Source organism: Proteus sp. G2675 (genome assembly GCF_963886535.1).
Taxonomy (GTDB): Bacteria; Pseudomonadota; Gammaproteobacteria; order Enterobacterales; family Enterobacteriaceae; genus Proteus; species Proteus mirabilis.
In genome coordinates this window covers 64513-90360 of sequence record NZ_CAWPCB010000027.1, presented here as the reverse complement: position 1 = coordinate 90360, position 25848 = coordinate 64513, and the positions used below count along the sequence as shown (strand labels likewise).

Annotated in this window: 24 protein-coding genes; 8 read left to right on the top strand and 16 right to left on the bottom strand. The window is 37.1% G+C overall.

All coding sequences use genetic code 11. From position 1 onward, the window contains the following. Positions 1-13: 13 nt before the first annotated feature. The 7 genes from AACQ49_RS07085 to AACQ49_RS07055 all read right to left on the bottom strand — a co-directional run bounded on the left by AACQ49_RS07085 (position 14) and on the right by AACQ49_RS07055 (position 6217). Positions 14-562 carry a hypothetical protein gene (locus tag AACQ49_RS07085; protein WP_004242653.1) on the bottom strand — a complete coding sequence of 183 codons (549 nt, stop codon included), beginning with the start codon at positions 560-562 and terminating at the stop codon, positions 14-16. 10 nt (positions 563-572) lie between these two features. Beyond that, the gene (locus tag AACQ49_RS07080; RefSeq protein WP_004251411.1) at positions 573-1106 is read right to left on the bottom strand and encodes a spore coat protein U domain-containing protein; all 534 of its coding nucleotides are present in this window, start codon (positions 1104-1106) and stop codon (positions 573-575) included. A gap of 12 nt (positions 1107-1118) precedes the next feature. After that, on the bottom strand, positions 1119-2129 hold the full coding sequence (locus tag AACQ49_RS07075) for a fimbrial protein (protein WP_004251413.1): 1011 nt from the start codon (positions 2127-2129) through the stop codon (positions 1119-1121). 10 nt (positions 2130-2139) lie between these two features. After that, a complete protein-coding gene (locus AACQ49_RS07070) occupies positions 2140-2808 on the bottom strand; it encodes a fimbrial chaperone (protein WP_004247958.1) in 669 nt (222 codons plus the stop codon). Further along, on the bottom strand, positions 2801-5176 hold the full coding sequence (gene pefC, locus AACQ49_RS07065) for a PefC/AfrB family outer membrane usher protein (RefSeq protein ID WP_161778958.1): 2376 nt from the start codon (positions 5174-5176) through the stop codon (positions 2801-2803). The genes AACQ49_RS07070 and pefC overlap by 8 nt, the downstream gene beginning before the upstream one ends. A gap of 209 nt (positions 5177-5385) precedes the next feature. Then, positions 5386-5904: a fimbrial protein gene (locus tag AACQ49_RS07060; RefSeq protein ID WP_004247956.1), complete on the bottom strand. Its 519-nt coding sequence runs from the start codon at positions 5902-5904 to the stop codon at positions 5386-5388. A 49-nt stretch (positions 5905-5953) separates the two neighbouring features. Continuing rightward, the gene (locus AACQ49_RS07055; protein ID WP_004247955.1) at positions 5954-6217 is read right to left on the bottom strand and encodes a helix-turn-helix domain-containing protein; all 264 of its coding nucleotides are present in this window, start codon (positions 6215-6217) and stop codon (positions 5954-5956) included. Positions 6218-6986: 769 nt separating this feature from the next. On the opposite strand from AACQ49_RS07055, the gene budA reads away from it, so the two are divergent. The 8 genes from budA to AACQ49_RS07015 all read left to right on the top strand — a co-directional run bounded on the left by budA (position 6987) and on the right by AACQ49_RS07015 (position 16551). Beyond that, positions 6987-7823: an acetolactate decarboxylase gene (gene budA, locus AACQ49_RS07050; protein ID WP_161778957.1), complete on the top strand. Its 837-nt coding sequence runs from the start codon at positions 6987-6989 to the stop codon at positions 7821-7823. Positions 7824-7887: 64 nt separating this feature from the next. Then, on the top strand, positions 7888-9567 hold the full coding sequence (gene alsS / locus AACQ49_RS07045) for an acetolactate synthase AlsS (protein ID WP_012367840.1): 1680 nt from the start codon (positions 7888-7890) through the stop codon (positions 9565-9567). Between the two features lie 168 nt (positions 9568-9735). Continuing rightward, positions 9736-10248, top strand: coding sequence for a DedA family protein (locus AACQ49_RS07040; RefSeq protein ID WP_036894821.1), 513 nt, complete (start codon positions 9736-9738; stop codon positions 10246-10248). Between the two features lie 405 nt (positions 10249-10653). Further along, positions 10654-11688: a TAXI family TRAP transporter solute-binding subunit gene (locus AACQ49_RS07035; RefSeq protein ID WP_004242633.1), complete on the top strand. Its 1035-nt coding sequence runs from the start codon at positions 10654-10656 to the stop codon at positions 11686-11688. 12 nt (positions 11689-11700) lie between these two features. Continuing rightward, positions 11701-13668, top strand: a complete 1968-nt coding sequence (locus AACQ49_RS07030) for a TRAP transporter permease (RefSeq protein WP_004242632.1) — start codon at positions 11701-11703, stop codon at positions 13666-13668. After that, complete coding sequence (locus AACQ49_RS07025; protein ID WP_004242631.1) at positions 13669-14382, top strand: FadR/GntR family transcriptional regulator; 714 nt, start codon at positions 13669-13671, stop codon at positions 14380-14382. It begins immediately after the preceding gene. A gap of 17 nt (positions 14383-14399) precedes the next feature. Further along, the gene (gene lhgO / locus AACQ49_RS07020) at positions 14400-15602 is read left to right on the top strand and encodes an L-2-hydroxyglutarate oxidase (protein WP_081353441.1); all 1203 of its coding nucleotides are present in this window, start codon (positions 14400-14402) and stop codon (positions 15600-15602) included. A 580-nt stretch (positions 15603-16182) separates the two neighbouring features. After that, positions 16183-16551, top strand: a complete 369-nt coding sequence (locus AACQ49_RS07015; RefSeq protein ID WP_161778956.1) for a helix-turn-helix domain-containing protein — start codon at positions 16183-16185, stop codon at positions 16549-16551. A gap of 116 nt (positions 16552-16667) precedes the next feature. Here AACQ49_RS07015 and AACQ49_RS07010 read toward each other — a convergent pair whose 3' ends face one another. The 9 genes from AACQ49_RS07010 to arnB form a co-directional block, all read right to left on the bottom strand. Continuing rightward, complete coding sequence (locus AACQ49_RS07010) at positions 16668-17687, bottom strand: lipoate--protein ligase A (protein ID WP_017827232.1); 1020 nt, start codon at positions 17685-17687, stop codon at positions 16668-16670. Between the two features lie 77 nt (positions 17688-17764). Then, the gene (locus AACQ49_RS07005; protein ID WP_012367837.1) at positions 17765-18256 is read right to left on the bottom strand and encodes an NlpC/P60 family protein; all 492 of its coding nucleotides are present in this window, start codon (positions 18254-18256) and stop codon (positions 17765-17767) included. Positions 18257-18403: 147 nt separating this feature from the next. Further along, positions 18404-18805: a 4-amino-4-deoxy-L-arabinose-phosphoundecaprenol flippase subunit ArnF gene (gene arnF, locus AACQ49_RS07000; RefSeq protein ID WP_004242625.1), complete on the bottom strand. Its 402-nt coding sequence runs from the start codon at positions 18803-18805 to the stop codon at positions 18404-18406. Then, the gene (gene arnE / locus AACQ49_RS06995; protein ID WP_004242624.1) at positions 18802-19143 is read right to left on the bottom strand and encodes a 4-amino-4-deoxy-L-arabinose-phosphoundecaprenol flippase subunit ArnE; all 342 of its coding nucleotides are present in this window, start codon (positions 19141-19143) and stop codon (positions 18802-18804) included. The genes arnF and arnE overlap by 4 nt, the downstream gene beginning before the upstream one ends. Beyond that, a complete protein-coding gene (gene arnT / locus AACQ49_RS06990) occupies positions 19143-20804 on the bottom strand; it encodes a lipid IV(A) 4-amino-4-deoxy-L-arabinosyltransferase (RefSeq protein WP_004242623.1) in 1662 nt (553 codons plus the stop codon). Before arnT ends, arnE begins: the two co-directional genes overlap by 1 nt. A 7-nt stretch (positions 20805-20811) precedes the next feature. Then, entirely contained in the window at positions 20812-21705 is an 894-nt protein-coding gene (gene arnD, locus AACQ49_RS06985) for a 4-deoxy-4-formamido-L-arabinose-phosphoundecaprenol deformylase (protein ID WP_004242622.1), read from the bottom strand. Beyond that, positions 21705-23687, bottom strand: coding sequence for a bifunctional UDP-4-amino-4-deoxy-L-arabinose formyltransferase/UDP-glucuronic acid oxidase ArnA (gene arnA, locus AACQ49_RS06980; protein WP_161778955.1), 1983 nt, complete (start codon positions 23685-23687; stop codon positions 21705-21707). The genes arnD and arnA overlap by 1 nt, the downstream gene beginning before the upstream one ends. Then, complete coding sequence (arnC, locus tag AACQ49_RS06975) at positions 23687-24667, bottom strand: undecaprenyl-phosphate 4-deoxy-4-formamido-L-arabinose transferase (protein WP_004242618.1); 981 nt, start codon at positions 24665-24667, stop codon at positions 23687-23689. The genes arnA and arnC overlap by 1 nt, the downstream gene beginning before the upstream one ends. Next, positions 24667-25812, bottom strand: coding sequence for a UDP-4-amino-4-deoxy-L-arabinose aminotransferase (gene arnB, locus AACQ49_RS06970; RefSeq protein WP_161778954.1), 1146 nt, complete (start codon positions 25810-25812; stop codon positions 24667-24669). The genes arnC and arnB overlap by 1 nt, the downstream gene beginning before the upstream one ends. Positions 25813-25848: the final 36 nt, after the last annotated feature.

Sequence of the window (25848 nt, the reverse complement as noted above, 5' to 3'; positions counted from 1 at the left end):
ACAAAAACTCATATCAGATATATTTTATTTTGATAGTTATATGGGTATTTCCATTACCCAAATGAACGGACTTTCCTCCTAATGGAAGTACAACTGGTTTTATTTTAAGTTTAACTTTCATCAATGAAGCATCCGTTTTTTTAAAAAAAAGTGCCTTCCCCATTGGTACCCCTTCACCAATAGCACCTATTTGTTCATCTTCCCACGACACAAAATAGCCAAGTGTGGTATTTTTTGAACCAATATAACCCACACTACCCATGGTTAAATGAGGATTAGCAGGTTCAAAAAGTATTGTAACTCTTTGTGGCTTAATTGTGCCCGTACAATCCAAAAAGAGTGTTGAGTGCCCTTCAACTTCACCCGATAAAATAGTCGCTGTATCAACTGCTCCAAAAGTAACATTGTCAACAGTAGCGGGTAAGCATGTAGCTATTTTTACATTCATACTAAATTGCGATTGAACAGCACCGCCAATGATTGAGGTTGCATTTAACTCAGAGCCATAACAACTTCTTGTGATAAAGATTAACAGGCTGGTAAGCAATATAGATTTGCACATAGTCCCTCAACTAATTGAAAGTTAGTTTAATGTTTAACGCCGTATTTGCTGCACCAGGAGAAACAGTCTCCCCAAGAGCAACAGGTTTAACTTTGATTGGAATAGTAAAACTTTCTTGCGTTGGCTTGTTTGTTGGGGTAATTGTACTGCCATTAATAGTAATTGCTGTATCCACAGGTTTAACGGTCGAATCTCCCCACTTAAGTTGATAACCCACCGTTGAATTTAATTTAGTATTAATAATGCCATTTGCTACATCTTTAACACCATCAGCCGCCGTAAATGCTAATGTGTAATTAGTCATTTTTGTATCGCATACAATAGCCAATGATATTACCTTCTCTGCGACAGCTCCTTTTTTAATATCACCCGCGCTTTGGTCACCAAATGTCACATCACCAACCGTTGTACTGCAAGAGGCTTTCACTGTCATACTTAAATTTGAAGTGACTGTTCCACCAGTAACATTAGAGGTGAAACTTGTTGCTCCAACATAAATAGGAAATAAAATAACGCTAAACATAAAACAAGATTTTTTTACCATCGTTAACTCCATTTAATTTAACTTTATATTAATCGTTAATGCAGTATTAGCCGGCCCAGGGATTGGCTGAGTGGATAACGCAACAGGTTTTACCCTTATCGGAATAGTAAAATTATTGGTTTTTGGCTTTGTATTCGGAGCTATTGCCACATTATTAATAACTACAGCACTATTAATGGGTTTAACCGTGCTATCTGCCCAAGAAAGTTGATACCCCACAGAACTATTATCTTTAACCTTAATGATCCCTGTTGTGGCATTATTCACACCATCTTTACCAGAAAAACTGAGTGTGTATGCAGGTAATACAGCATTACACGTAAAAGAAATATTTATATTTTTTCCTGCAATAGTATTCATTTTTACGTCACTAGCGGTTTGTTCACCAAATGCGACGTCATTAACAGACACTGCACAAGAAGCATTATTTATCAACGTCATCGATGTTGGTGCACTAAGAGCAACGCTTTCCTTTTGTAACGTATTGCCCATTTGACCAATTCGAGAATAATAATTACGTTTCAACATATAGACAGGATTAATAACCGTTTTTCCTACAGGTGGCTTTTTTTGTAAATAAACAACGCCTGAATCAGTACCACCACCGGGACCTGTTAAATTGGTCCAGCCAACCCCAGATATTTTATAATCAAGAACTAGCAGCCAAGAAGAATTAGCACAACTTCCCGTTGAACGAAAACGCAAGTATCCATCTGGTGAATTTTTATCAACTGTACCAGTAGTCGGGCATAATGTTGGTGATGATCCATATTGATCAACAATATAAATATAATTTCCATTTGTATTTCCCGCCCCACTATTAGCACGTAGACATTGACCAGCAACGTTTATAGGGGCGTCTGGCGCACCAAAAGAATAAAGCTTATCTCCCACTTTTTTATTTGTAATATCTATTTGGGCTGGAAAATTATATTTGATTGACACATTCCGACATCGAGCAGCAGAAGTATCCATAGCAATAAAAAATAATAATAGCGTGAAATAAAATGATTTATTTTTCATTTTTACTTCCTTAATTAAGCTCAATAACACGTCTAGCACCATAATCATCAATAGCTTCAACGGTTACTTTACCTAACAATGGGCGCTGCACATTTACCTCACTGAAAGGTGGAAATAAACTAATAGATTGCTCAATGTCTTTTGACAAGACCAAAGGATTATTATTGACTGACACTTGAGTTAATGCAAAATAGTAAGGTGTAGGATTCTTTAAAACTGAACCACTATATGTCAGACTTTTTTCTGCATCCTCGCGTTTTTCAGCTAAAATCTTAGGGCGATAAATCAGTTTAACTTGTGTGTTTAATGCAACAGCAAGCACATTACTGTCATCGGCAGAAGAAATTGGCGGGATTTCCTGAATATTGAGCCAAAACAATGATTCCCTATCTTTAGGTAAAATATCATTTACATATAGCAAGCGGATTAATTGTTTTTCTCCTCCAGTTATTTTGAATAAATTAGGTGCAGGAATAAAGAACACTTCATTCCCATTAAGATTATCAATCCAAACTTGGCCACCATAGGTTTTATCACTATTATTCTTAACTTCTATCGCGATATTCTTGCGACCTTCATCATAAATAAAGCGAGTACCATTAAGCGTAAACGCTGAATATGCTTTAAAACAGGTTAATGACGATATGATTAAAGCAAAAACAAATACTATTCTATTCATTACATTCAATTTCCATAATTTTATGATCATTAGATTCTACTTTCTCCAAATTTAAAGTACATTTTTCACCATTAGGTGATATAACGAATAGCTTATTAGGCTTATCTAATAAATTTAATAAAAGAACCCCAGAATTTGAAACAAACCCTATATATTCATCGTTTTTATTTCTAACAGCACTTCCAGCAGAAATAAAATCACCATTTTTATTTTTTATTCTTAATATATACCTTTGAATTGTTGAATATTTAAACTCGCGATAAATAATAGCTTTATCTACTGGAGTAAAATTTTGAACAGAATCAAGTAATTCAACATTATTCGGAATTTCTTCTGTATTTATTTTTAAATTATTTTCAATGTATGGTGATACCCCAACAATAGTGTTTCCTTCTTTGTCAGTTGGCGGTGAGTCATTGAATGTTATACCCTCTATATTTTTAATTTTTGCAATTGCGACAGTATCTCTTCTGACATTACTGAATAATAATCCTGTATCTGGGGTGGCTAATAAACTTCCTGAAGCATTAATAGAACTGGTAGTTTGATGGCCATTTTGAGAAATCGCATATCCCGTATTAATAATACTATGATCAATACCAAAATAAGCAGAATTAGACCAGTTATCACGATCTTTACTTGTATTGATACTATAGTTTATTTTTTCATTAATACTTCCAGAAACACCAGAATTAAAACTAGCTTTATTTTTCCTATCGTAGCTAACAGAATTTACCCAAAAATGATTTTTATCATATAAGCTAAAGGGAATATTTATTCCAACAGAAATAATATAATTATCATGCTCATAATCGTTTAATTTTTGATAATCCGCTGATAATGAGAAATCGACAGATTTAATTGTTGTATTGTAAGTAATATTTGCGCCAACTTCATTACTAATACTATTTCTATATGTTTGCATCCAAGCAGATAAGCTAACAAAGCTACCATCAAAACTTTGGGACAATATCGTTTCATAACGCTCTTTACGATTACTGCGATGATATAAAGCATTTGAATTAAATTCATTAAAATCAACATAATCTTTACCAGTATAGCGATATGCGAGTAGTTGTAAATTAGTATTATCAGTCAATGAATTTGCATATTGTAACGAATAGCTGATACCAGACTGCCTAACTTCGGGTGCTGTTGGTGTCTGTTTTTGAAATACACTTACAGCAGTATTAGCAGTAAATGACATTGCACCAAATCGTCCAAAATCTTTACTCATTCCTAATGCTGCACTTTTATAATTATTATGCAAAATTCCCGCAGCATGAACCGTAACATTAGTTAATCCGTAGTCAAATGCACCTAGAAAAAATAAACTATTTTCTCTTTTACCTACTGTTTCTTTTTCTCCGATAGCAATGTTGTAATTTATTTCATCTGTGCGTAATAAGGAAGAAAGTGTGGCAACAGGATAATAGCGAACTGTTTTTGTCCCATCACTTTCTTCTACTGTCACTGTTATATTTCCATTACTTACTGGTGCTATATTTTTTAATTGATAAGCCCCTGCGGGAACAACTTGTGAACTTAATACATATCCATTTTGAGATATAGTAATTTTAGCATTAGAGTTTGCAACACCAGAAATAACCGGTGCATAACCTCGTTTTTCCCATGGGCGCATATCCCTTTCCGAGCGCAGTGACATTCCATAAAAAGCAAAGTTAGGTAATATTGATAAAGAGGTTATTGTTTTACCTACGGTAAAACTTCCTTGTATTGATTTAATTGCTGTGGAAACTGTTGCCTCCGATGTTTCTGTACCCGAGTTCCTTTGGTAACTACTACGAACATAAGCGACCCAACGACCTAAATTAGCATATAAATCAAAATCACCATAAATTTGTGCTTGTGAAGAACTGGTTTTAGAAATATAGCCCGAATAGTTTAATTTAATACCTGTTATCCCATAATCCCATTCCTGCCGGCGCAGAGATTCATCTAATGCAATTTGAGGAATACTAAATGTTAAAGTTTGCTTCGAATTATCAAAAATAACCTGAGCCCCAGGATAACGGCTAATATCATAACAATCGCGCTCAGGATGATAATATAATTCAAATAAATTTAATTTTATTGGAAGCGATAACTCATTAATCCAATCTTTTTTTAAACATAAATTTTCATTATCTTCTGGTGAGATAATTAATTCTTTTTTACTAATTAATTTTCGATTGAAAATAACCTCAACAATATAATGCCCAGCAGGATAATTGGTATTTTCATCAAATACACCAGCAGCTTGCAGTTGAACTCCTCCATGTAAGAAGTCCATATTTAAATCTGCGCAAACATAAAATGGACTTACTAACAAGGATAACACAAAAGCATTAATTGATTTTAAACGCATTGATATTATCCATTAATATTTTCAAATGAAATAAAGGATCAATGACCCTTTATTCCAGTCATAATGCTTATATTAAATTTTATTTATATTCACAAAAATAGAATAGATTAAAAGCACCCTAAATAGAGCATAATAATAACTATTATTAGAATAATTAAATAAAAGTAACTACATTGATAATAGACATTATAAAATTAAATAATGAAACATTATTTATAAGCTACTGCATAAGTTGCGCTTGAAATTACAGTACCCTCTGTAACAGTTTGACCTGCCGTTGCTGTCATTCTTGCTTTAAATTTCATATTACCAATTGGATCATTACCATTACCAAAATCAACACTTTGGTTATTATAAGTTACATCCTGATTAGGTGTGGTTGAATTAATCGCTGTTAATTGAATAGATACACCACCGGCAGTACCTTTCATATTAGCAAGACCTGAATTAGTAAAACCTGCACTTTGCCAACCAACTTGGCCACTGGTTTTTTTCAGGCATTCATCCGTACGAGGGACTAATTCAAATTCAACATATTTACCATTGGTATCTGCAGTGGTCATTTTACCCAAATCGATTGTTGATTTAACTAAACCACCAATTTCTGTATCAATATCACACGTTTCCGACGTAACCGCACCAATAAATTGAACTTCACCGGTATTAGCTAATGTATATCCACTAAATAATGCACTGCTCATGACTAGAGGTAATAATAATTTTTTCATTTAAACTTCCCCATATATTAAATATTAATTAACAACAATTAAATCAGAATTAATACCTATCAGTTAATTCATTAAAAGTTAAAAACTCACTCCATGATGAGTCCAATATCATCAGTATTTTATTAAGTAAGGTAACAGTAATATTTGTAGTTCCATTTTCATATCGAGAAATTTGTTGCTGACTAACATTCAATATGATCGCTAAATCCTGTCCTGTTAAACCTAACTCTTTCCTTTTATACTTTATAAACAACCCTGTTTTTTTATTAAAAAAATCCGACATACTAACGCTATTATTATCATCTTTTTTCATTTGTGAAAGCATTCCTTTTTCTTACTTTACCCTCTACTTAACTAAAATTTTTATTACTATATTGTCATAATTAGACTTAGTAAAAACGTTTTAATCGATCAATTAAGTGAAATGTGATAGACAAAACCTATCATAATCAGACCATCGATCGGAGATACCGATCATAAATGTAAAAAAATCAACATAATCTGTTGATATATAATGACAAATGAAAATTAACAACTTACATAATAACAACAGCAATCTTACATATATAGATACATTTCTGTTTACCTGGAATTAAAAGTTACATTTTGTAACACTTTTATCCTTCTTGATAACTCTAACTTCCTCCTAAATAATAATTATTAAAATTAATCTTTTTTTAAATTTTAAGAAATTTAATTTTATTATTTATAACTAAAAATATATTTCTAATAAATCACAATGAAAATAAAAAACTATTAATATCCATTTTCTTTAAATTCTTCTTTAATTTCCTTGTGATTACTCATAATCGCTCAAAATAATTACATTAATTTATAGTTTCCAATAGAAACAAACAAAGCAACCTCATCAATAACATTGATATTTTTTTAATTTTTTTTTAATAAAGTTACACGTAAAATTAAATTTATAAAAAACAATAAAATAGCTTTAATCTCACTCTCTATGATTATCACATCTTTTTTGATATCAATTAAAACATTTGAAAATCTTACCTATAGGGCTAATAATGAAATTGATAGTTGATGAATGTCTATCTAAATAAATAAGGATCTGCTTCATTATGAAAACTAGCTTTAACCATATCGAGCGAGATAATAGTGATATCACCCATAACCATAAAAATACTCATAGTTCCTGCAACTGCACCCAAGAAATAATAACTTCTTTAAATCATTATATTAATAAACATCCAGAATATACTATCTACCAAAATTCTTTAATGAGTAGTCTTATTGCTGGTGTTTATGATAGTGATGTTACTATTGCTGATTTATTAAAGCATGGTGATTTTGGTTTAGGTACTTTTAATCATCTTGATGGCGAATTGGTCGCCTTTGATAGTAACGTTTTTCAATTACGTTCAGATGGCAGTGCGCGAGAAGCCCGTCCAGATCAAGGCTCGCCTTTTGCTGTAATGACTTTCTTTAAACCTGATATTACACATCAGTTTTCAGATCCTGTCTCTCAACAACAGGTTCACAATATTATTAACCAATATGTCCCTTCCGATAATCTATTTTGTGCCATCAAAATTGAAGGCGAATTTGAATTAGTTAAAACACGTACAGTGCCACGTCAAGAGCCTCCTTATGTGCCCATGCTAGAAGCCATTGAAAATCAGCCTATTTTTACCTTTCACGATGAAATGGGTATTATTGCCGGCTTTCGTTCCCCGCAATTTACTCAAGGCCTTAATGTTGCTGGATTTCATGAGCATTATATTAATCACCAACGTGAAGGTGGTGGCCATGTACTTGATTATCAATTAAAAAAAGGCACCCTACAAATCGGTGTTATCTCTCGTTTTACTATTGACTTACCTCATCAATCAACATTCTTAGAAGCTAATTTAATGCCCGATGACCTTCATCAGGCAATAGAACAAGCCGAAAACTGAAAGTAATCATTCCTAAAGGTCATTCTGTTTTTATTCATTCACTTGCAAACTTAAAGAAGGTTTTATGAACTCTCATCATTGGAATTGCGGTGCTGACTTGGTGGTTAAGCAATTAGAACAACATGGTGTTAAACAAGTTTTTGGGATCCCCGGAGCCAAAATTGACCGTGTTTTTGATTCTTTGGTTGATTCAACAATTAAAACTATTGTTGTGCGTCACGAAGCCAATGCAGCTTTTATGGCGGGTGCGGTAGGACGTTTAACCGGTAAAGCGGGTGTGGCGATAGCCACTTCTGGTCCCGGTTGTTCTAATCTAGCAACAGGCATTGCGACAGCTACATCAGAAGGTGATCCTCTAGTTGCCTTAGGAGGCTCAGTTAAATCTACGGATAGACTTAAACTGGTTCATCAAAGTATGGACACAGTAACAATGTTTAACCCAATCACTAAGTTTTGTGCTGAAGTTGATTCTTCACAATCAATTTCAGAGACGTTAGCCAATGCTTTTCGTCATGCGGAGTCAGGTCGTCCCGGCTCGGCTTTTTTAACCTTTCCAATGGATATACTCAATAATGAGGTAGATAGCCCGTTATTAACACCTAAATCCAAACCTAATTTAGGTGCCGCGAGTGATAGTGCAATTCAAGAAGCGATCAGCTTATTATTACAAGCGAAAAACCCTGTGATATTAATAGGGCTTCAAGCCAGCGATCCGGAAAATGCTCTTGCCTTACAGAATTTTCTTGATATTTTTCCTGTTCCTATTGTAGGTACTTATCAATCTGCCGGGGCTATTGCTCATCGCCATTTTCCACTCTTTGCCGGACGAATTGGCTTATTTAATAATCAGCCAGGGGATGAATTACTGGCACACGCTGATTTAGTTATCACTTTAGGTTATAGCCCGATTGAGTATGAACCTTCCTTATGGAACAGTCATAATGCCAATATTATCCATATTGATGAGATCCAAGCTGAAATCGATTTAGCTTACTGCCCTGCCTTAGAATTAACAGGCAATATTAAATTAACACTGGATAAGTTAACGCAACAATTAACTCACCAGCCTAATTCAAAATTACAATTGTCTAATCAGAGCCAAGGAATACTAGAGAAAATACGTCAGCAAAGGGAAATTTTGCAACAAAATAGTTATTTTAGACAAGGCACACCTATTCATCCTTTAACTATCATACATGAAATGCAAGATATCATTGATAACGATGTCACTCTTTGTATTGATATGGGGAGTTTTCATATTTGGCTTGCACGTTACCTTTATAGTTTTAGAGCGAGACAAATGCTAATTTCTAATGGCCAACAAACCATGGGAGTTGCATTACCTTGGGGAATAGGCGCTTCTTTTGTACGTCCTTGCGATAAAATTATCTCTGTTTCTGGTGATGGGGGATTTATGCAATCTTCAATGGAGCTAGAAACCGCAGTTCGTCTTAATACCAATATATTGCATATTATCTGGGTTGATAATGCTTATAATATGGTGGAGATGCAAGAAGAGGTAAAATATGGCCGTCCTTCTGGCGTAAAATTTGGTCCCATTGATTTTAAACGCTATGCAGAATCTTTTGGTGCTAAAGGATTTTCTGTTGAGTGCGCATCTCAACTTCGTGAAACCTTACGTAAAGCGATAGCTGTTGATGGTCCTGCTGTGTTAGCCATTCCTGTTGATTATCGTGATAACGATAAATTAATGAAGCACATTAATTATAATTTAATTATTTAGTAATAAGCCCCTCCAGTTAACGGATTAGTCATTAAAATGGAGGGGCATTTTATTTACAAGCTCTTGACTTACTTTTTCTGACCATTAAATTTTGCTAGGCTAACGGACAGTCTGGTATAAAGATGCACTCTATACTAAAGGGGCAAAATATTATCAAAGGAGAATAAAATGGAGATACTCCATTCAATGCTTGACACATTAAGTCATGTTTCTCCTATCGCTTTATTTTTTACTATTACCCTACTCACTGCGGGAAAATCTACTATTGGTATTTCATCCTTTTTACCTCCCGCATCGTTAATGCTGATCTTAATATTTGGGGTTTGCTTGCCCTTCCATTCGCCTATTTTACTTTGGTTAGCAACTAGTTTAGGTGCCTTATTAGGATCTATAGCGAGTTATCAGTTAGGACGTTCCATTTATTATTTCCCTCGCTTAAATAAATGGGTTACCCGCTATCAAACAAAGATCTTACGTATACAACAACTGTTAAAAAATAAAGCATTCTTTATTCTTTTTATTTCACGCTTTTTAGCTGTGTTTCGCTACCTTACGCCTTTTAGCGCAGGTTTATTAAAACTCCCCATTTATGGTATTTATCTAACAAGTACTGTTTCAGCCTTAGTGTGGTCGGGAGTATTTATTTTAATAGCCAATGGCGTAATCTCCATCTCATTATAAAATAATAATTTTTAATTATTTATTATCTTTAATTGACTAATTTTGATATTTATTTGTTAGCCATACCCGTTAATTATTGTTTTCTCGCCCCTCTCTGCTCTTATTTATTCCTTTAATGTAAATAGTTATTTATTTTAGAAAATCTATTATTAATTTATTTTTTAGTGAATCATTTTTCAAACAACCCAAGTTATCGATATTTTCTCTGCCTTCTTGATAAAAACCCCTTAATTATGGATATAATTTACATAATTACCATCATGATCACAATTTGTTACATTCACGTATCAAATTAATCAACACAGTTCACAATTTCGTAACCTTCCTTTACCTATAAAAGTTGTCATGTTGTATACAAGTTGATGTGAAATATTCACCTGCGTTTTTATGTACAGGAACAACATCATGAGAATAAGAAAAACAAAGCTTGCCATCGGTATTGTTGCTGTTATTGCTGTTGTATCACTAGCAATGATCGGCAAAAAAGAGAATGCCAATAAGCAATTTCTCTCTGTAGCAACGGCCTCAACAGGAGGAACTTATTACCCGATGGGAGTCGGTTTAGCCAATGTTTGGAGCACCCACCTCAAGGATAGAGGAATACAAGTCACAGGGCAGTCCTCTGCTGGCTCAATTGAAAATATCTATTTAATGCAACAAAACGAAGCTCAGCTTTCTATTCTACAAAGTCTATTAGCTGTGGAAGCTTACGAAGGTGTACGTAATTTTGAAGGCAAACCAGAAAAAAATCTACGTTCTATATCAATGCTTTGGCCAAATGTAGAGCACTTTGTCTTAATGAATGACAAAGTAAAAACAGGAACATTGGATGATATTCGTGCCACCAGCTTCTCTGTCGGGCCACAAGCCAGTGGCACTGAACAATCGACCATTATCATTCTTAAAGGTGTGAATTTAACTAAAAAAGAGATCACTCCTGAATATCTTGGTTATGGAGATACCGTTTCAGCAATGCGTGATGGACGCCTTGATGGGGGAGCATTACCTGCCGGTGTTCCCGCCTCTGCGGTTACCGATATGTATGCCAGTGGTGTTAATGCCAAATTACTTGAAGTGACTGATAAGCAACTTGATGATATTAATCATATTGCTAACTCTTGGTTTCGCTTTGAAATACCAGCAAATACCTACCCTCGCCAAGCAGAAAAAGTAAACACCATTGCACAACCTAATATCTTAATGACAACCACAAGTATTGATGACCAGTTAGTTTATGAATTAACTAAAACCATGTTTGAAAACTTACCAGAAGTTCATCAAGTACATAGTGCTGCAAAATACATCACCACCGAAAATGCGTTAAAAGGTGTTTCTGTGCCATTACACCTTGGAGCTTATCGTTATTACAAAGAAATTGGATTAGATATCCCTGACTATTTAATTCCACCTGAAGCTCAAACGCAAACTAATAATAAATAACAGGAGTGAGTTATGACTAATAATGACCACCTAACTCCGGTAGAGCCACCAGCATTAGATAAAGAAGCTAGCTCAGGCACTCGTCACCTTACCGGTATCTATTTAAAAATCACCACCACGCTGGCGATATTCATTTCGTTGTATGCTATTTACTCTAATGCCTTATCCAACACCCAAGAGTTTTATCGTAATACTATTTTTCTTAGTGGTATTTTGATCCTTGGTTTTATTTTATTTCCATTCTCTAAACGATTTTCTACCGCAAAATTTAATGGCTGGGATTATCTTTTTATCGCTTTAACATTAATCAGCTATGGCTATTTTTTCTTTAACTATGTTGATCTCCATGTGGTAAGAAAAAGTATTCCCAACACAATGGATTATGCGATGGCAATTCTTGGCATTATTGTTCTTTTTGAAGCAGCAAGAAGAACAACGGGCTATTTTATTCCTAGCCTAGCCACATTCGCCATTATCTATGCCCTATTTGGCCAATACTTTATGGGTATTTTTGGTCATGCAGGATTTTCTGTAGAGAGACTGTTATATCGTTTATTTATGACCAGTGAAGGTATTTTTGGTATTACACTCTCTACTGCCTCTACCGCTATCGTGGTATTTATTTTATTCGGTTCGTTTTTAAGTGTTAGTGGTGCCACAGCACTATTTAATGATTTAGCGCTAGCTATGGCCGGACGTCGCCGTGGGGGGCCTGCTCAAGTTGCCGTCATTTCATCAGCATTAACAGGTTCATTAAGTGGTAGCGCGGTCGCCAACGTAGCCACTACGGGAACCTTTACCATTCCATTAATGAAAAATATTGGCTTAACATCACGTTTTGCGGGTGCCGTTGAAGCTACTGCATCTACGGGTGGAATGATCATGCCACCGATTATGGGTGCGGCAGCTTTTATTATGGCGGGCTTTTTGGGAATTTCTTATACCACGATTGTTATTGCCGCGATTATTCCTGCGTTGCTCTATTACGCGGCCTTGATCATGGCAATTGATATTGAAGCGAAAAAACAAGGTTTAAAAGGACTTAGCAAAGAGAATATTCCACAAGTTAAAGCGGTATTAAAAGCACGCGGTTTATTACTATTACCTTTAATTATTGTAATTGGCACGCTATTAATGGGTAAAACTCCTATTTATGCGGGTTTTCTTGGTATTTTAACCATTATTGTTGCCAGCTGGCTAACACCTGATAAAACGGTACGAATGACATTAACTAAAGTGGCTGATGCTTTAGCAGAAGCGGCTCGTGGCTCGGTACAAGTGACTATCGCTTGTGCTGCCATTGGTGTGATTATTTGTGTTGTTACCATGACCGGTATCGGTGCGACCTTAGCATTTAATATTGTCTCTATGACTGACAATACATTATGGATGATCTTACTGGTTGTGATGTTAGTCTGTATTGTATTAAGTATGGGCTTACCATCAACTGCTCTATATATCGTGGTTGCCGTTACAGTGTCACCTATTTTAATTAAAGCCGGTGTGATGCCTTTAGCGGCTCATTTCTTTGTCTTCTGGTTTGGCGCGTTATCCAATATTACTCCTCCGGTCGCCCTAGCAAGCTATACGGCAGCAAGTATTGCGAGAGCCGATCCGATGCAAACTTCATGGGATGCGGTACGTTTAGCACTCCCTGGTTTTATTATTCCTTTTATTTTGGTTTATAACCCTGCATTACTGATGCAAGGTGATAATTTAAGTGTTATCTCTATCGGGTTAATGGTCATTAGTGCATTAGTGGGAATTTATGCACTAAGTATTGCCACTGCGAATTTTTGGATAATCAAAACAACATGGTTTGAACGTATCGCCTTTGCAGCGGCCGCTATTTTAATGATTAAGCCCGGACTATATACCGATTTATTAGGTATGGCGTTGATCTTACTTACTGGCGCTTTCCATCTGTTGCGCTCTAAAAAACAGCTGGTCAATGTAGGGCAAGTATCTGGAGAAAACTAGATGATAAAAAAGATCTCACGCCAAAAAGCGTCGCAACAAATTCTTGATCAAATTAAGCAAAATATTTATGACGGGACCTATCCTATTGGTGAAAAACTACCGTCTGAAAATGTACTCGCTGACGCCTTTGGCGTTAGCAGAGTTCCCATCAGAGAAGCATTAGGGGTATTAGAAGCGAGTGGCATTATTACGTCACGCCAAGGAGGCGGTAGACGCGTTATTGACCACTCTATCTTGAGTAAATACGAACCTATTGTGATGGAAATTGCTTGTCCTCAAGAAATTGAATCACTGCTTGAAATGCGTGAGGTCATTGAACATGAAGCGGCAGCCATTGCCGCTTTACGTCGAACACCAGAAGAATTGCTGACGATAGAGCAAGCACATCAGGCCTTTATCTTAGCCACGCAGAAAAACAACAACATTGGTCATCAAGAAGATTATCAATTTCATCGTGCCATTATGGTTGCTTCACATAATCCTTTTTTCGTGCGCATCCTCGATAACTTACATGAGCTTTATCTTGGCGTATTGATGTATTCCTTAAGCCAAAATAAAGGACGTATTGCCGAAACTGAGCGTGTTATTGCAGAGCATGAAGCTATTGTTGAAGCAATAAGACAACAAGATAGTGATGAAACTAGCCACAAAATGCGTCTTCATTTAGCCAATGTACGTGGAAAGTTAAAGCGCTTACAACAAGAAAAAAATTAACTCTTATACTGGATTATATGGGTAGTATTATGACTTATGACGTAATTATCATCGGTGCAGGATTAGTAGGATTAGGGGTTGCCAGTGCATTACAAGAAAGCCAACCTGAGCTTAAAGTACTGGTGATTGATAAGGAATCTGGCCCCGCCGTTCATCAAAGTGGCCATAACAGCAATGTTGTTCATTCGGGGATTTACTATACGCCAGGAAGCTTAAAGGCAAGACTCGCTAAGCAAGGTAACATCACGACTTACAATTTTTGTAAACAGCATCATCTCTATTACGATCGTTGTGGCAAGGTGATTGTGGCAACTGATGAAAAAGAGCTACCAGCATTAGAAAATATCTATCAACGCGGAATACAAAATGGCCTTGAAGTGATTAAAATGACCGACAGCGAGCTAAAAGCCAGGGAGCCTTATGTTAATGGTATTGCTGCTTTGCTTGTTCCTGATGCCGGTATTGTCAATTATCCGGAAATTGCCGCCAAACACGTTGAAATCATTCAAGCTCGAGGTGGAGTATTTGCCTTTAACCAAGCAGTAAATGCGATTAATGAAACGGACGAAACGGTAACAGTCACCACGTCCACAACACAATTTACCGCAAAGTGGCTGATTAATTGTGCTGGATTATTTAGTGATCGGGTAGCAAAAATGGCGGGCTACGATACCGGCATGAAGATAGTTCCCTTTCGTGGCGAATATTTTATGCTCAACTCAAATAAAAATTATTTAGTTAATCATCTTATTTATCCTGTGCCGAATCCTGATTTCCCATTTTTAGGTGTCCATTTTACACGTATGTATAACGGGCATCGTGACGTAGGCCCTAATGCCGTATTAGCCTTTAAACGTGAAGGCTACAAGAAAAGTGATATTGACTTAAAAGATCTCACTGAAGTACTAACCTATAAAGGATTTTGGAAAATAGCCGGAAATTATTTAGGTGAAGGGATGGCCGAATTACGTCGTTCCTATTCACGCAAGCTGTTTGCCCAAAATGCACAAAAGCTTATTCCTGCTCTACGTGAAGCAGATATTCACCCAGGTCCGGCAGGTGTACGCGCCCAAGCTTTAACTCGCGAAGGAAAATTAGTCGATGATTTTCACTTTGTTAAAGGCAAACGTTCATTACATGTATGTAATGCCCCTTCTCCTGCCGCAACAGCATCGATTGAAATTGGTCGTGAAATTGTAAGAGAGCATTTTTTATTATAAAAAATCTTTCGTCTCACTCGCAGAGTGTCTCCCGTTGTCTGCGAGTGAGCTTATTTAGCATATCTGCTTTTATCTTCTGCTCCTGTCTACAATCCCCCCTATGCAATAACCGTTTTTTGACAGATTTATGTTAGCCTTTATATATTGATAAAAGCACCTTAAACAACCAAGTATCAACACTTATTTTAATTAGAAATATTAATCATTAAAAAAACGATTTCAACCAATAAAATTGGATTTGAAATACATCTTCATCAATGATTTAATTGATTTTTTATCAAAAAATATAACAGTCTACAAAACAACAGCTATAACAAAATTTAGCGATTGCTAAATAATAGAGTAAATTCAATAAAATAAAATGCGCCAATTTTATAAAACTTATCACTTTCTTTTTGATAGACTATCTATCAATCATTGTTTATTACTTACTCCTATTGCTTTGATAATGATTATCAATCATAAAAAGCACTTTTTGCCTACCTATTATTTCCTCTATGCTTAAAATAGATTACAAATAACATACGTTACTATTCTATTTAATTGGGCACTATGTCCCCACCTATTGTGGGAGGTTTTTATGGCTGAAAATGTCGTTAATGATATTCTGAAATGGTTAGAAACTCAGTTACAACGTAATGAGGGTATAAAGATTGATACGATTGCAAATAAAAGTGGCTACTCGAAGTGGCATTTGCAACGTATTTTTAAAGATTTTAAAGGTTGCACATTAGGCGAATATGTACATAAACGTCGCTTATTGGAAGCAGCAAAATCTTTACAAGAAAAAGACATGTCCATTTTAGATATTGCTTTGATGTATGGCTTTAGTTCCCAAGCAACATTTACTCGTATCTTTAAAAAACACTTCAACACTACACCAGCTAAATTCAGAGAACATGGTGAGTTACCAGATACACGTCGTTTTATGTCATGTGAAAATAGCTAATATAGCCAGAAGTATTGACTGACAAAACAAAGCGGGAAAACATCATGTTTTCCCGCTTTGTTTATTATATCAAACCATTTTATTGTCAGTCGTTTTCTTAGATAGATAATAATCAATTAAGAAAGCGCATGAACAAGCCACTGTTGCAGCTCTTCAAGCTCTGATTGGTTATTTGGGTACTGCTCTATTAATTGTGCTAATAGTCTTTTCATCGAACTAGAAGCATAACGCTGTCCAACTAACATCTGCGATAACTTTTCTAATGGTGCGGGATCTAAACTGTCGGTATAAATTTGGCTTCTAATAATCGTTCCGCGTTCAATATCAAAGTGCAGCTCAACACCACCCCATTTAAAGCGATTATCTAATAGATGTGAAAAAGCAGGCGCTTGACCAAAATTCCACTCCCAACTACTTTGTTTTGCAAATGTTTCTGCAAAACCCGGTAAATCAGGTAATTTTTGTGGTGAAATAATTTCAGCTTCAACACGCTCACCATAATAGTCAAAAAAACTGTCAGTAATCGCTTGGCATAACTTTTCATGAGTTATATCGGGTTTTAATTCCACTAAATTAGTGACACGAGAGCGCACCGAGGTGATCCCTTTCGCCTGTAGTTTTTTCGGATCTGGATTTAAATAGTTAGCTAAACGAGATAAATCAGCATTAATTAATAAAGTACCATGATGAAAACCACGATCTTTTGTCTCTTTATAGGCAGAGCCAGAAATTTTTCTTTCACCATCAGCCAATGGTACGACTAAATCATTTCGTCCTGATGCCGTTGCTTGTATGCCGGCTTTCGATAACCCATCTAAAATAATTTGCGTCGAAATGGTTTTATTATATTCGGGTTTGCCTGCCATAAAGGTAAAACAGGTATTACCTAGATCATGAAATACTGCACCGCCACCACTTGAGCGACGCGCCAATTTCACACCATCTTCTTCCATTTTTCGGGTATTACATTCTTTCCATGGGTTTTGTGCTCGACCAATCACCACCGTATTATCATTACGCCATAAAAAAAGGACTCGTTGATCAGCTGGCATCTGTTTAAAAATGCACTCTTCAACCGCAAGGTTAAACCATGGATCATACGACTCAGAAAGAAGTAGACGCAATTTGCCTGACATAAGATATCCCTATATGAAAAAAGTTAGCTATAAGATAGCATAACACTCAGTAGGTTAGCGCCTTCAATGGCACAAAATTACAATCGACGAGCCTGCCAGAAAGTTTTTTTCCAATAGGCATTATCTAATGATGAACGAATAACGCCTTTACTGGTAGAAGCATGAATAAAGGTATTGTCAGTATCATAAATACCAACATGAAGCCCGTTATCCCCTCCTCCTGTTTTAAAAAATACTAAATCACCAGGCATCAAATCACTTTTACTAATTTGTGTACCATATTTAGTTTGATCGATAGTCATTCTTGGCAGTTGTATATCAAAACGATCACTATAAGTCCTATACACAAACCCTGAGCAATCAATACCTGATGGGCTCATGCCACCATAGCGATAAGGCGTACCATACCATTGCTCTAGCTGAGATTTTAATTGCACAATGACCATAATAGGATCAGAAAGTTGCGTTTTTAACGGGGGCGCGGGTGGGAGACGCTTAGAGGGACTCGATGAGCATCCAGCTAGCAGAATAATACAGAGTAAGAAAGAATAAAAAGTAGGCTTTCTCATTGCATCCACCCAATTATTGACAATAGATTTAAAATCTATCTGCTTTTTTACGTAAAAACAAGTGATTGAAGGTGAATACACAAGCATTGGCAGTGTCAATCGCACAATAGCTCACTTTAAAGAGAAAATAACACTCTCTAAGTTAAGCTAATGCGATGTTGTTTGCTCCGTTTTTTGGCTTATTAACCAAACACCTAGCATAATAAAAATGATACCTATTGTTTTAGACCACGACAGCGTTTCTTGAAACCAAGGTAAAACCACCGCGAGAATATAAACAAAGACATAGCTAAGGCTGATGAGTGGATAAGCTTTGTTTAGGGGGATTGTACGTAAAGTCAATAACCAACAAACCATTGACAGTACGTAGCCAATCAGTCCCACGAAAACAACGCTGATAGGTATTATGTTTGCCCATAACCAATGAAGATCAAACCACTGTTTTTCTAATTGCAGATCAGGTAATTCTGACATACCTATTTTTAACAGCAGTTGTGCAACTGTGACTAATAATGCGCTGGCGATGGCCCATAAGTAACCGGTTTTCATGACTGCATACTCATTAACACAATACCTAACATAATCGAGGCAATACCAACCCAATGTTTCACATTAACCGTCTCTTTATAGATAAATTGGCCTATCAAAGTGACGACAATAAAGTTAATACTCAACATCGGATAAGCAATACTAAGTGGGAGGATTTGCAGTAAACGTAACCAAAATAACATGCCAAAGCCTAGCATAGCGATGGCAGTAATAAGCCAGAAAATCGTCTTTCTGGCTTTAGTGGTTGAATTATTTTGCCAACTCACCACTGCTTGTTTCTGACAAACTTGGCCAATACAGGTTAGCAAACTAACAATAAGTAATAAAAAAAAGGCCATTACTTACGTTTCTCATAGGTCAAAATAGCCATACGACGATTCGTCACTAACTCTTCAGGTCGTGGCATCTGTGCCAGTTTCTTCGGATCTTTATAAGTGATCACCACAGAGACATTACCTTCTTTTCTGGCATTTTCTAACCATTGCTCAAAACTTTCAGGTTTTAGTAATCTATGTTGAGAATCTGGATATTCAATTCCATAGGTTAATTCCCCTGTTCTCTCATAAAGGTAGATATCGCTACGTTGCAATTCCCAAGCTAATCCAGCCCCCACACCAACGCTGTTACTGACTATATATTTGCTCGCATTGAGGGTATCGATATTTTGGCGAATAAACTCTTGCGGTAATTTGCCATCAATAGAGCTATTGGGAATGGCTTGCCCAATACATAAGCTTACCCCTAAAGAGCAAGAGGCTGCCCATAGCCAATGTTTACCATTTAATGTAGAGCAGAGATAACCAATGATGCCCCATAATGAGAAAGCGACAATCGCTAATACCCATTTTGACCATTCATAAGGCATATAGATAGGTTTAGAAGAAACCAATTGAATAATTAATATCGCAACAACAGCAGCGACACCAATAAAAATATTAATATAGCCATTAATGCGCAGTGCTTTCATTTTAAATTTTCTAGCACAGTCTACACCGTATTTGGCCATTAACATCGCCAACGGTCCCATAAATGGCAACATGTAAGTAGGTAATTTACCTTTCGCGATACTAAAAAATAGGAAAGGTACTACAAACCAACATAGTAAGAAAAAGAGTTCAGGACGCTTACGGCGCTTCTTCCATGCACTAGTTAGTGCCCCTGGTAATAATCCAAGCCAAGGAATAACACCCAGTAAAATTATAGGGATGTAATACCAGAAAGGAGAACTATGCTGAGCATCATCACCAGAAAAACGCTGGATATGCTCAACCCAAAAGAAATAGTGCCAATAATCAGGCTCAGCCTTCGCCACCGCTAAAACCCACGGCAAGCTAATTAACGCCGCACTTAAAACAGCAAGCACACCATAGAGTAACATCCGAGTGAACTGTTTTTGGTAAAGGGTTACAGGGATCATCACGATAACAGGGATAGCTAATGCCAAAAAGCCTTTGGTCATAAAGGCCATACCACAAGCTAAACCTAGCGTTATCCATGCCAGTATACGCGTTTTTACCGTGGTTGCTTTCAACGCCCAAAAACAACACACCATACTTGCCGTAACCCAAAGCGCTAACATCGGATCAAGTACGCTATAAGTTCCGACGCTAAACACCAAAAACATGGATAAATAAATTAAGCTAGCCACAAAAGCGACTTGGCGATTACGCCACATCATCCGTGCTAATAGATAAATAAGTAGCGCACTTAATAGGATAGAAATAACTGAACCAAAGCGTACGGCAAAATTGGTGTGGCCAAATATTAACTGGCTAATATTATTAATCCAGTAACCTGCTATTGGTTTTTCAAAATAGCGGATATCAAGCATATGGGGAACAATCCAGTTCCCGCTCACCACCATTTCACGGCTAATTTCCGCATAACGTGTTTCATCAGGTTGCCATAATAACCGGCTGTTCAATGGAAATAAGTAGGTAAGAACAAAAAAAAGAGCCAAGAGGATGGCCCCGATTTTACTCGCCCGGTTATTCAACATAGTTTTGTTAGACCTCTTGTTGGCACCCTAACCAGCCTTCTCGACCTGGAAAGTCAGATCGGACAACTTTACCCATCGGAAGCATGTCTATATCTTGTGGTAGTAGATGGCTTAATGGACAGAATTCGATGCCTTCGTTTGCAATCATTGCCAATAACTGCTCAAATTGAGCCGCTTTTGACATTCCCTCAACTTCGGTATGAATAGTATAAACAGGTATACCCTGATCTTTTTTGATTTCATCAATAATAAATTGATTAAAATCTTCGTCCTTTACCTTAGTACCGACCACTTCATCATAAGTTGGTAATGTTACTGGAATTTGCACTGTACCGATAGAACCATTTTCTAGAACTGGCCTAAATGGATGCGTTCCCCGACAATCACTATTGTAGTCAAATTGGAAAGCTTCTTTAACCATTAGAACACGTTCATCAGCACGCCACCCAGCAACCGCAGAACATTTTACAGGTTTTTCAAGTGCTTTTTCCAGTGCTTCTACACCTAAACGAACCTGTTGCATTAATTCTTCTGTTGACCAACGGCCTACTTTAGCTTGCCAACCTTGATGATCCCATGAGTGTAATCCGACTTCATGCCCCGCATCTTGGGTTTGTTTCATCAAATAGCCTAAATTTTTGGCAATTTTTTTACCCGGCCACGCCGTACCGGCTAATAGAATATCCAGTCCATATAATGAAGCGGCATTCGACCTTAGCATTTTCCACAGAAATTTCGGTTTTAAAAGGCGCCATAAATGGCGCCCCATATTATCTGGACCGACACTGAAGAAAAAGCTGGCCTGAATGTTATGCTTGTTAAAGACATCCAGCAATTGTGGAATACCTTCTTTTGTACCTCGATAAGTATCCACATCGACTCTCAAGCCAACTTTCTTCATTACTTATTACCTAACTCTTCAACTGCACCACGTAAGAAGAAGTCTAATGTCTCTTCTACCGTTTGGCGTGTTTCGATAGTTGGTTTCCAATCTAACAGACGCTCAGCATTTTTGATGCTTGGTTTGCGGTGTTCAACATCTTGATAGCCTTTACCGTAGTAGCTGCTACTTTCGATTTTCTTGAAGCCAGCAAATGGAGGGAAGTGACCGCGTAACTCATGTTTTTCAAAGCAATCTAACAGCATTTCTGCTAGCTCACGAATACTTGCTTCGTTAGTTGGGTTACCGATATTGATGATCTGACCATCACATTTGTTATCACGATTTTCAATAATGCGGAATAATGCTTCAATACCATCATTAATATCAGTGAAACAACGTTTTTGCTCACCACCATCAACCAGTTTAATCGGTGAACCTTCCACTAGGTTCAAAATTAACTGAGTAATTGCACGAGAGCTACCAATACGCGCTGAATTTAAGTTATCAAGACGTGGCCCCATCCAGTTAAATGGACGGAATAAAGTGAATTTCAGCCCTTCTTTAGCACCATAAGCCCAAATAACTCGGTCTAATAACTGTTTAGAAACAGAGTAAATCCAACGTTGTTTATTAATAGGACCGACGATTAAGCGTGAATTATCTTCATCGAACTCTTTATCATCACACATACCGTATACTTCTGATGTGGATGGGAAAATAATACGTTTATTGTATTTAACACAATAACGAACAATTTTTAAGTTCTCTTCAAAGTCTAATTCAAATACACGTAATGGATTACGGGTATATTCAATCGGTGTTGCAATCGCTACTAATGGCAAGATCACATCACATTTCTTGATGTGATATTCTATCCATTCTGTATGAATGCTGACATCACCTTCAATAAAGTGGAAACGAGGGTTACCAATAAAGCGTTCAATTGCTGATGAACCGATATCCATACCGTAGATATCATAGTTACCATCTTTTAATAGACGCTCGGTTAGGTGGTTACCAATAAAGCCATTGACACCTAAAATCAGTACACGTTGACGACGTTTGACTTGTGCTGTTGCTTTTGGTCCAACGCGTACATCTGTCACGATCCCCATTTCAGTGGCTAAACGGCTGCCTTGAACATAAAGACCATTTTCACTTTGACCTGTGATAACTTCAATTGCACCTTTCGCACATGCGATAACTAAAGGCTCAGTTGAAATAACAGTACCCGGACGTTTACCTTGGTTATCTGCCACTGGACGTGCACGCCAGATAATCATTTTGCGCTCACCTAAGAAAGTGAAAGCACCTGGGTATGGTTCAGTAACGGCGCGAACTAAATTATGAACCGTTTTAGCACCTGCATTCCAGTCAATTAAACCGTCATCAGCACAACGACGACCATAATAAGTTGCTTGGCTTTCATCTTGCGCTGTTGTTGAATAGTTACCTGAGGCGATATGCGGTAACGTATGAGCCATTAATTTCGCCGCAGCTTCTCTGACTTTTTCATGTAAAATTAATGAAGTATCAGTATCTTCAATCGTTACTTTTTCTTGTGCAACGATATCACCAGCATCTGCTTTAGCCGTCATTTTATGTAAAGTGACACCAGTTTCAGTTTCACCATTGACAATGGCCCAATTGATAGGTGCACGACCGCGATATTTAGGTAATAAAGAGCCATGTAAATTAAATGCACCTTTAGGTGCTAAATTCAGGATCTCATCGCTTAGCATATGGCGATAATAGAAAGAGAAAATGACATCTGGCTTCATCTCACGAATACGCTCAATCCATAATGGATGATTAACGTTTTCTGGAGCAAACACGGTTAATCCCATTTCTGCGCTAACACGCGCTACGGATGAGAAGAAATGATTTTCGTTAGGATCGTCAGTATGGGTAAATACAGCTTGAATATCGAAACCCGCTTTTTCAAGTGCTTTTAAACCAACACAGCCAATATCATGATAGGCAAATACTATTGCTTTCATTAGTCTTCTTCCTGATTTTTGTTGGGTTTTTTAACACCAACCACTTTTTGGATAAAATACCGAGGACGCGCTCTTACATCATTATAAATTCGGCCTATATATTCACCTAATAGACCCATTGCAACGAACTGCGCACCGATAAACATGAATAAGATAGCAAAGAGTGTAAACACTCCGTCTGCCGCCCAAATTGCACCGAAAATAAGTCGTAGTACAATCAATAATACGGCAAGTAAAAAGCCGGCAACAGCAATCACACTACCTACGACACTTAATAAACGTAATGGTGCAGTTGTCAGACAGGTTAATAAGTCGTACATCAAATTGATGAGTTTTAAGAAACTGTATTTTGAATCACCATATTCACGCTCAGCGTGAGCGACTTCAATTTCAATCGTACGACGAGCGAAGGTATTCGCTAAAATTGGGATAAAAGTACTACGCTCATGGCATTGCAACATCGCATCAATAATATGACGACGATATGCTCTTAACATACAACCATAATCGCCCATTGAACGACCTGTTGCCTTGGTTATCATGGCATTAATCATTTTAGAGGCCGTTTTACGAAACCACGAATCTTGACGGTTACGGCGTCGAGTTCCGACAACATCATACCCCTCTTCTGCGGTTGCCACTAAACGGGGGATCTCCTCTGGTGGGTTTTGTAAATCAGCATCTAAGGTAATGACTAAATCCCCGTCAGCTTGGTTAAAACCCGCCATAATAGCGGAGTGTTGACCATAGTTGCGATTTAAAATAATCGCAATAACATGGTTATCTTCAATGTTGGCAGCTTCTTCTAGCATTTTTGCTGAATTATCGCTACTTCCGTCATCAACAAGGATCAGCTCATACTCTTGTTCTAACTGTTTACAGCTTTTGATTGTTCGCTCTAAAAGCTGTGGGAGACTCTCTTCCTCGTTATAAACGGGAATAACGACTGATACTTTATTGATTTTTTCAAATGTTGACACTAGATATGCTCCGAAAGAATTTCATTGATCGCATCGACAACGCGAATAACATCTTTATTGCTCATATCAGGAAACAGCGGCAGCGAGCATAACGTTGCAGAGTTCCATTCTGATTGAGGAAGGGATAACGAAGGGTAGCGCTCACGATAATATTTTTGTGTATGCGCAGCACGGAAATGAAGCCCTGTACCAATCTCTTTTTGTTTGAGTTTTTCCATAAATGTATCACGATCGATACCACAGGCATTTTTATCAACTCTGACCATAAAGAGATGGTTAGCATGTAAGTGTGGATATTCCGGCACACTTAACATTTCCAATGGTGAATTTTGAAGTTTTTCACGATAAAGGGCAACTAACTCAGCACGTTTAGCATTCATTTCTTCTAAGCGACTTAATTGCACTACCGCGATAGCAGCATGAATATCCGAGAGATTATATTTATAACCAGGCTCAACGACTTCCGCTTGAGGTTTACGTCCTTGGATTTGACGATCAAAAGCATCAACACCCAAACCATGAAATTTTAAGCAACGGACTCGATTGGCTAATTCATCATCGTCCGTAACAACTAATCCACCTTCGGCACAAGTGACATTTTTAATGGCATGAAAAGAAAAAATAGAAGTTCCCTTCTCACCTATCCATTCATCTTTATATCGAGTACCTATCGCATGTGCTGCATCTTCAATTAGAGGAATGCCCGCCTCATCAGCAACCGCTCTTAGTGTATCAAGATCACAAGGCGCTCCGGCATAATGCACAGGGATAATTGCTTTGGTTCTTGGGGTAATCGCTTTTTTTACCGATTCAGCGCTGACCATTAATGTGTCACGATCAATATCGACCATTACTGGCTCTGCGCCTAATAACGTAATGATATTGATAGTTGATACCCAAGTTTGGGAAGGTGTAATAACTTCATCACCAGGCCCTATTCCCATTGCCATCAAAACAACATGCATACCCGCTGTTGCAGAACAAACCGCAATAGCATGTTTGCTACCAAATTTTTCACAAAAATCTTGTTCTAGCTGATGATTTTGGGGACCTGTTGTGATCCAGCCGGAGCGTAAAACGCTTTCAACTGCTTTAATCTCTTCATCCCCGATAGCAGGACGGGAGAATGGAAGAAAGTGACTCATAAAGATGTAGCCTAATTAATGAATGAATAAAAACTA

Bases quoted from the DNA above. Each gene is read 5' to 3' on its own strand.
- AACQ49_RS07085 (WP_004242653.1), bottom strand. From the start codon at position 562: ATGTGCAAATCTATATTGCTTACCAGCCTGTTAATCTTTATCACAAGA.
- AACQ49_RS07080 (WP_004251411.1), bottom strand. From the start codon at position 1,106: ATGGTAAAAAAATCTTGTTTTATGTTTAGCGTTATTTTATTTCCTATT.
- AACQ49_RS07075 (WP_004251413.1), bottom strand. From the start codon at position 2,129: ATGAAAAATAAATCATTTTATTTCACGCTATTATTATTTTTTATTGCT.
- AACQ49_RS07070 (WP_004247958.1), bottom strand. From the start codon at position 2,808: ATGAATAGAATAGTATTTGTTTTTGCTTTAATCATATCGTCATTAACC.
- pefC (WP_161778958.1), bottom strand. From the start codon at position 5,176: ATGCGTTTAAAATCAATTAATGCTTTTGTGTTATCCTTGTTAGTAAGT.
- AACQ49_RS07060 (WP_004247956.1), bottom strand. From the start codon at position 5,904: ATGAAAAAATTATTATTACCTCTAGTCATGAGCAGTGCATTATTTAGT.
- AACQ49_RS07055 (WP_004247955.1), bottom strand. From the start codon at position 6,217: ATGAAAAAAGATGATAATAATAGCGTTAGTATGTCGGATTTTTTTAAT.
- budA (WP_161778957.1), top strand. From the start codon at position 6,987: ATGAAAACTAGCTTTAACCATATCGAGCGAGATAATAGTGATATCACC.
- alsS (WP_012367840.1), top strand. From the start codon at position 7,888: ATGAACTCTCATCATTGGAATTGCGGTGCTGACTTGGTGGTTAAGCAA.
- AACQ49_RS07040 (WP_036894821.1), top strand. From the start codon at position 9,736: ATGGAGATACTCCATTCAATGCTTGACACATTAAGTCATGTTTCTCCT.
- AACQ49_RS07035 (WP_004242633.1), top strand. From the start codon at position 10,654: ATGAGAATAAGAAAAACAAAGCTTGCCATCGGTATTGTTGCTGTTATT.
- AACQ49_RS07030 (WP_004242632.1), top strand. From the start codon at position 11,701: ATGACTAATAATGACCACCTAACTCCGGTAGAGCCACCAGCATTAGAT.
- AACQ49_RS07025 (WP_004242631.1), top strand. From the start codon at position 13,669: ATGATAAAAAAGATCTCACGCCAAAAAGCGTCGCAACAAATTCTTGAT.
- lhgO (WP_081353441.1), top strand. From the start codon at position 14,400: ATGGGTAGTATTATGACTTATGACGTAATTATCATCGGTGCAGGATTA.
- AACQ49_RS07015 (WP_161778956.1), top strand. From the start codon at position 16,183: ATGGCTGAAAATGTCGTTAATGATATTCTGAAATGGTTAGAAACTCAG.
- AACQ49_RS07010 (WP_017827232.1), bottom strand. From the start codon at position 17,687: ATGTCAGGCAAATTGCGTCTACTTCTTTCTGAGTCGTATGATCCATGG.
- AACQ49_RS07005 (WP_012367837.1), bottom strand. From the start codon at position 18,256: ATGAGAAAGCCTACTTTTTATTCTTTCTTACTCTGTATTATTCTGCTA.
- arnF (WP_004242625.1), bottom strand. From the start codon at position 18,805: ATGAAAACCGGTTACTTATGGGCCATCGCCAGCGCATTATTAGTCACA.
- arnE (WP_004242624.1), bottom strand. From the start codon at position 19,143: ATGGCCTTTTTTTTATTACTTATTGTTAGTTTGCTAACCTGTATTGGC.
- arnT (WP_004242623.1), bottom strand. From the start codon at position 20,804: ATGTTGAATAACCGGGCGAGTAAAATCGGGGCCATCCTCTTGGCTCTT.
- arnD (WP_004242622.1), bottom strand. From the start codon at position 21,705: ATGAAGAAAGTTGGCTTGAGAGTCGATGTGGATACTTATCGAGGTACA.
- arnA (WP_161778955.1), bottom strand. From the start codon at position 23,687: ATGAAAGCAATAGTATTTGCCTATCATGATATTGGCTGTGTTGGTTTA.
- arnB (WP_161778954.1), bottom strand. From the start codon at position 25,812: ATGAGTCACTTTCTTCCATTCTCCCGTCCTGCTATCGGGGATGAAGAG.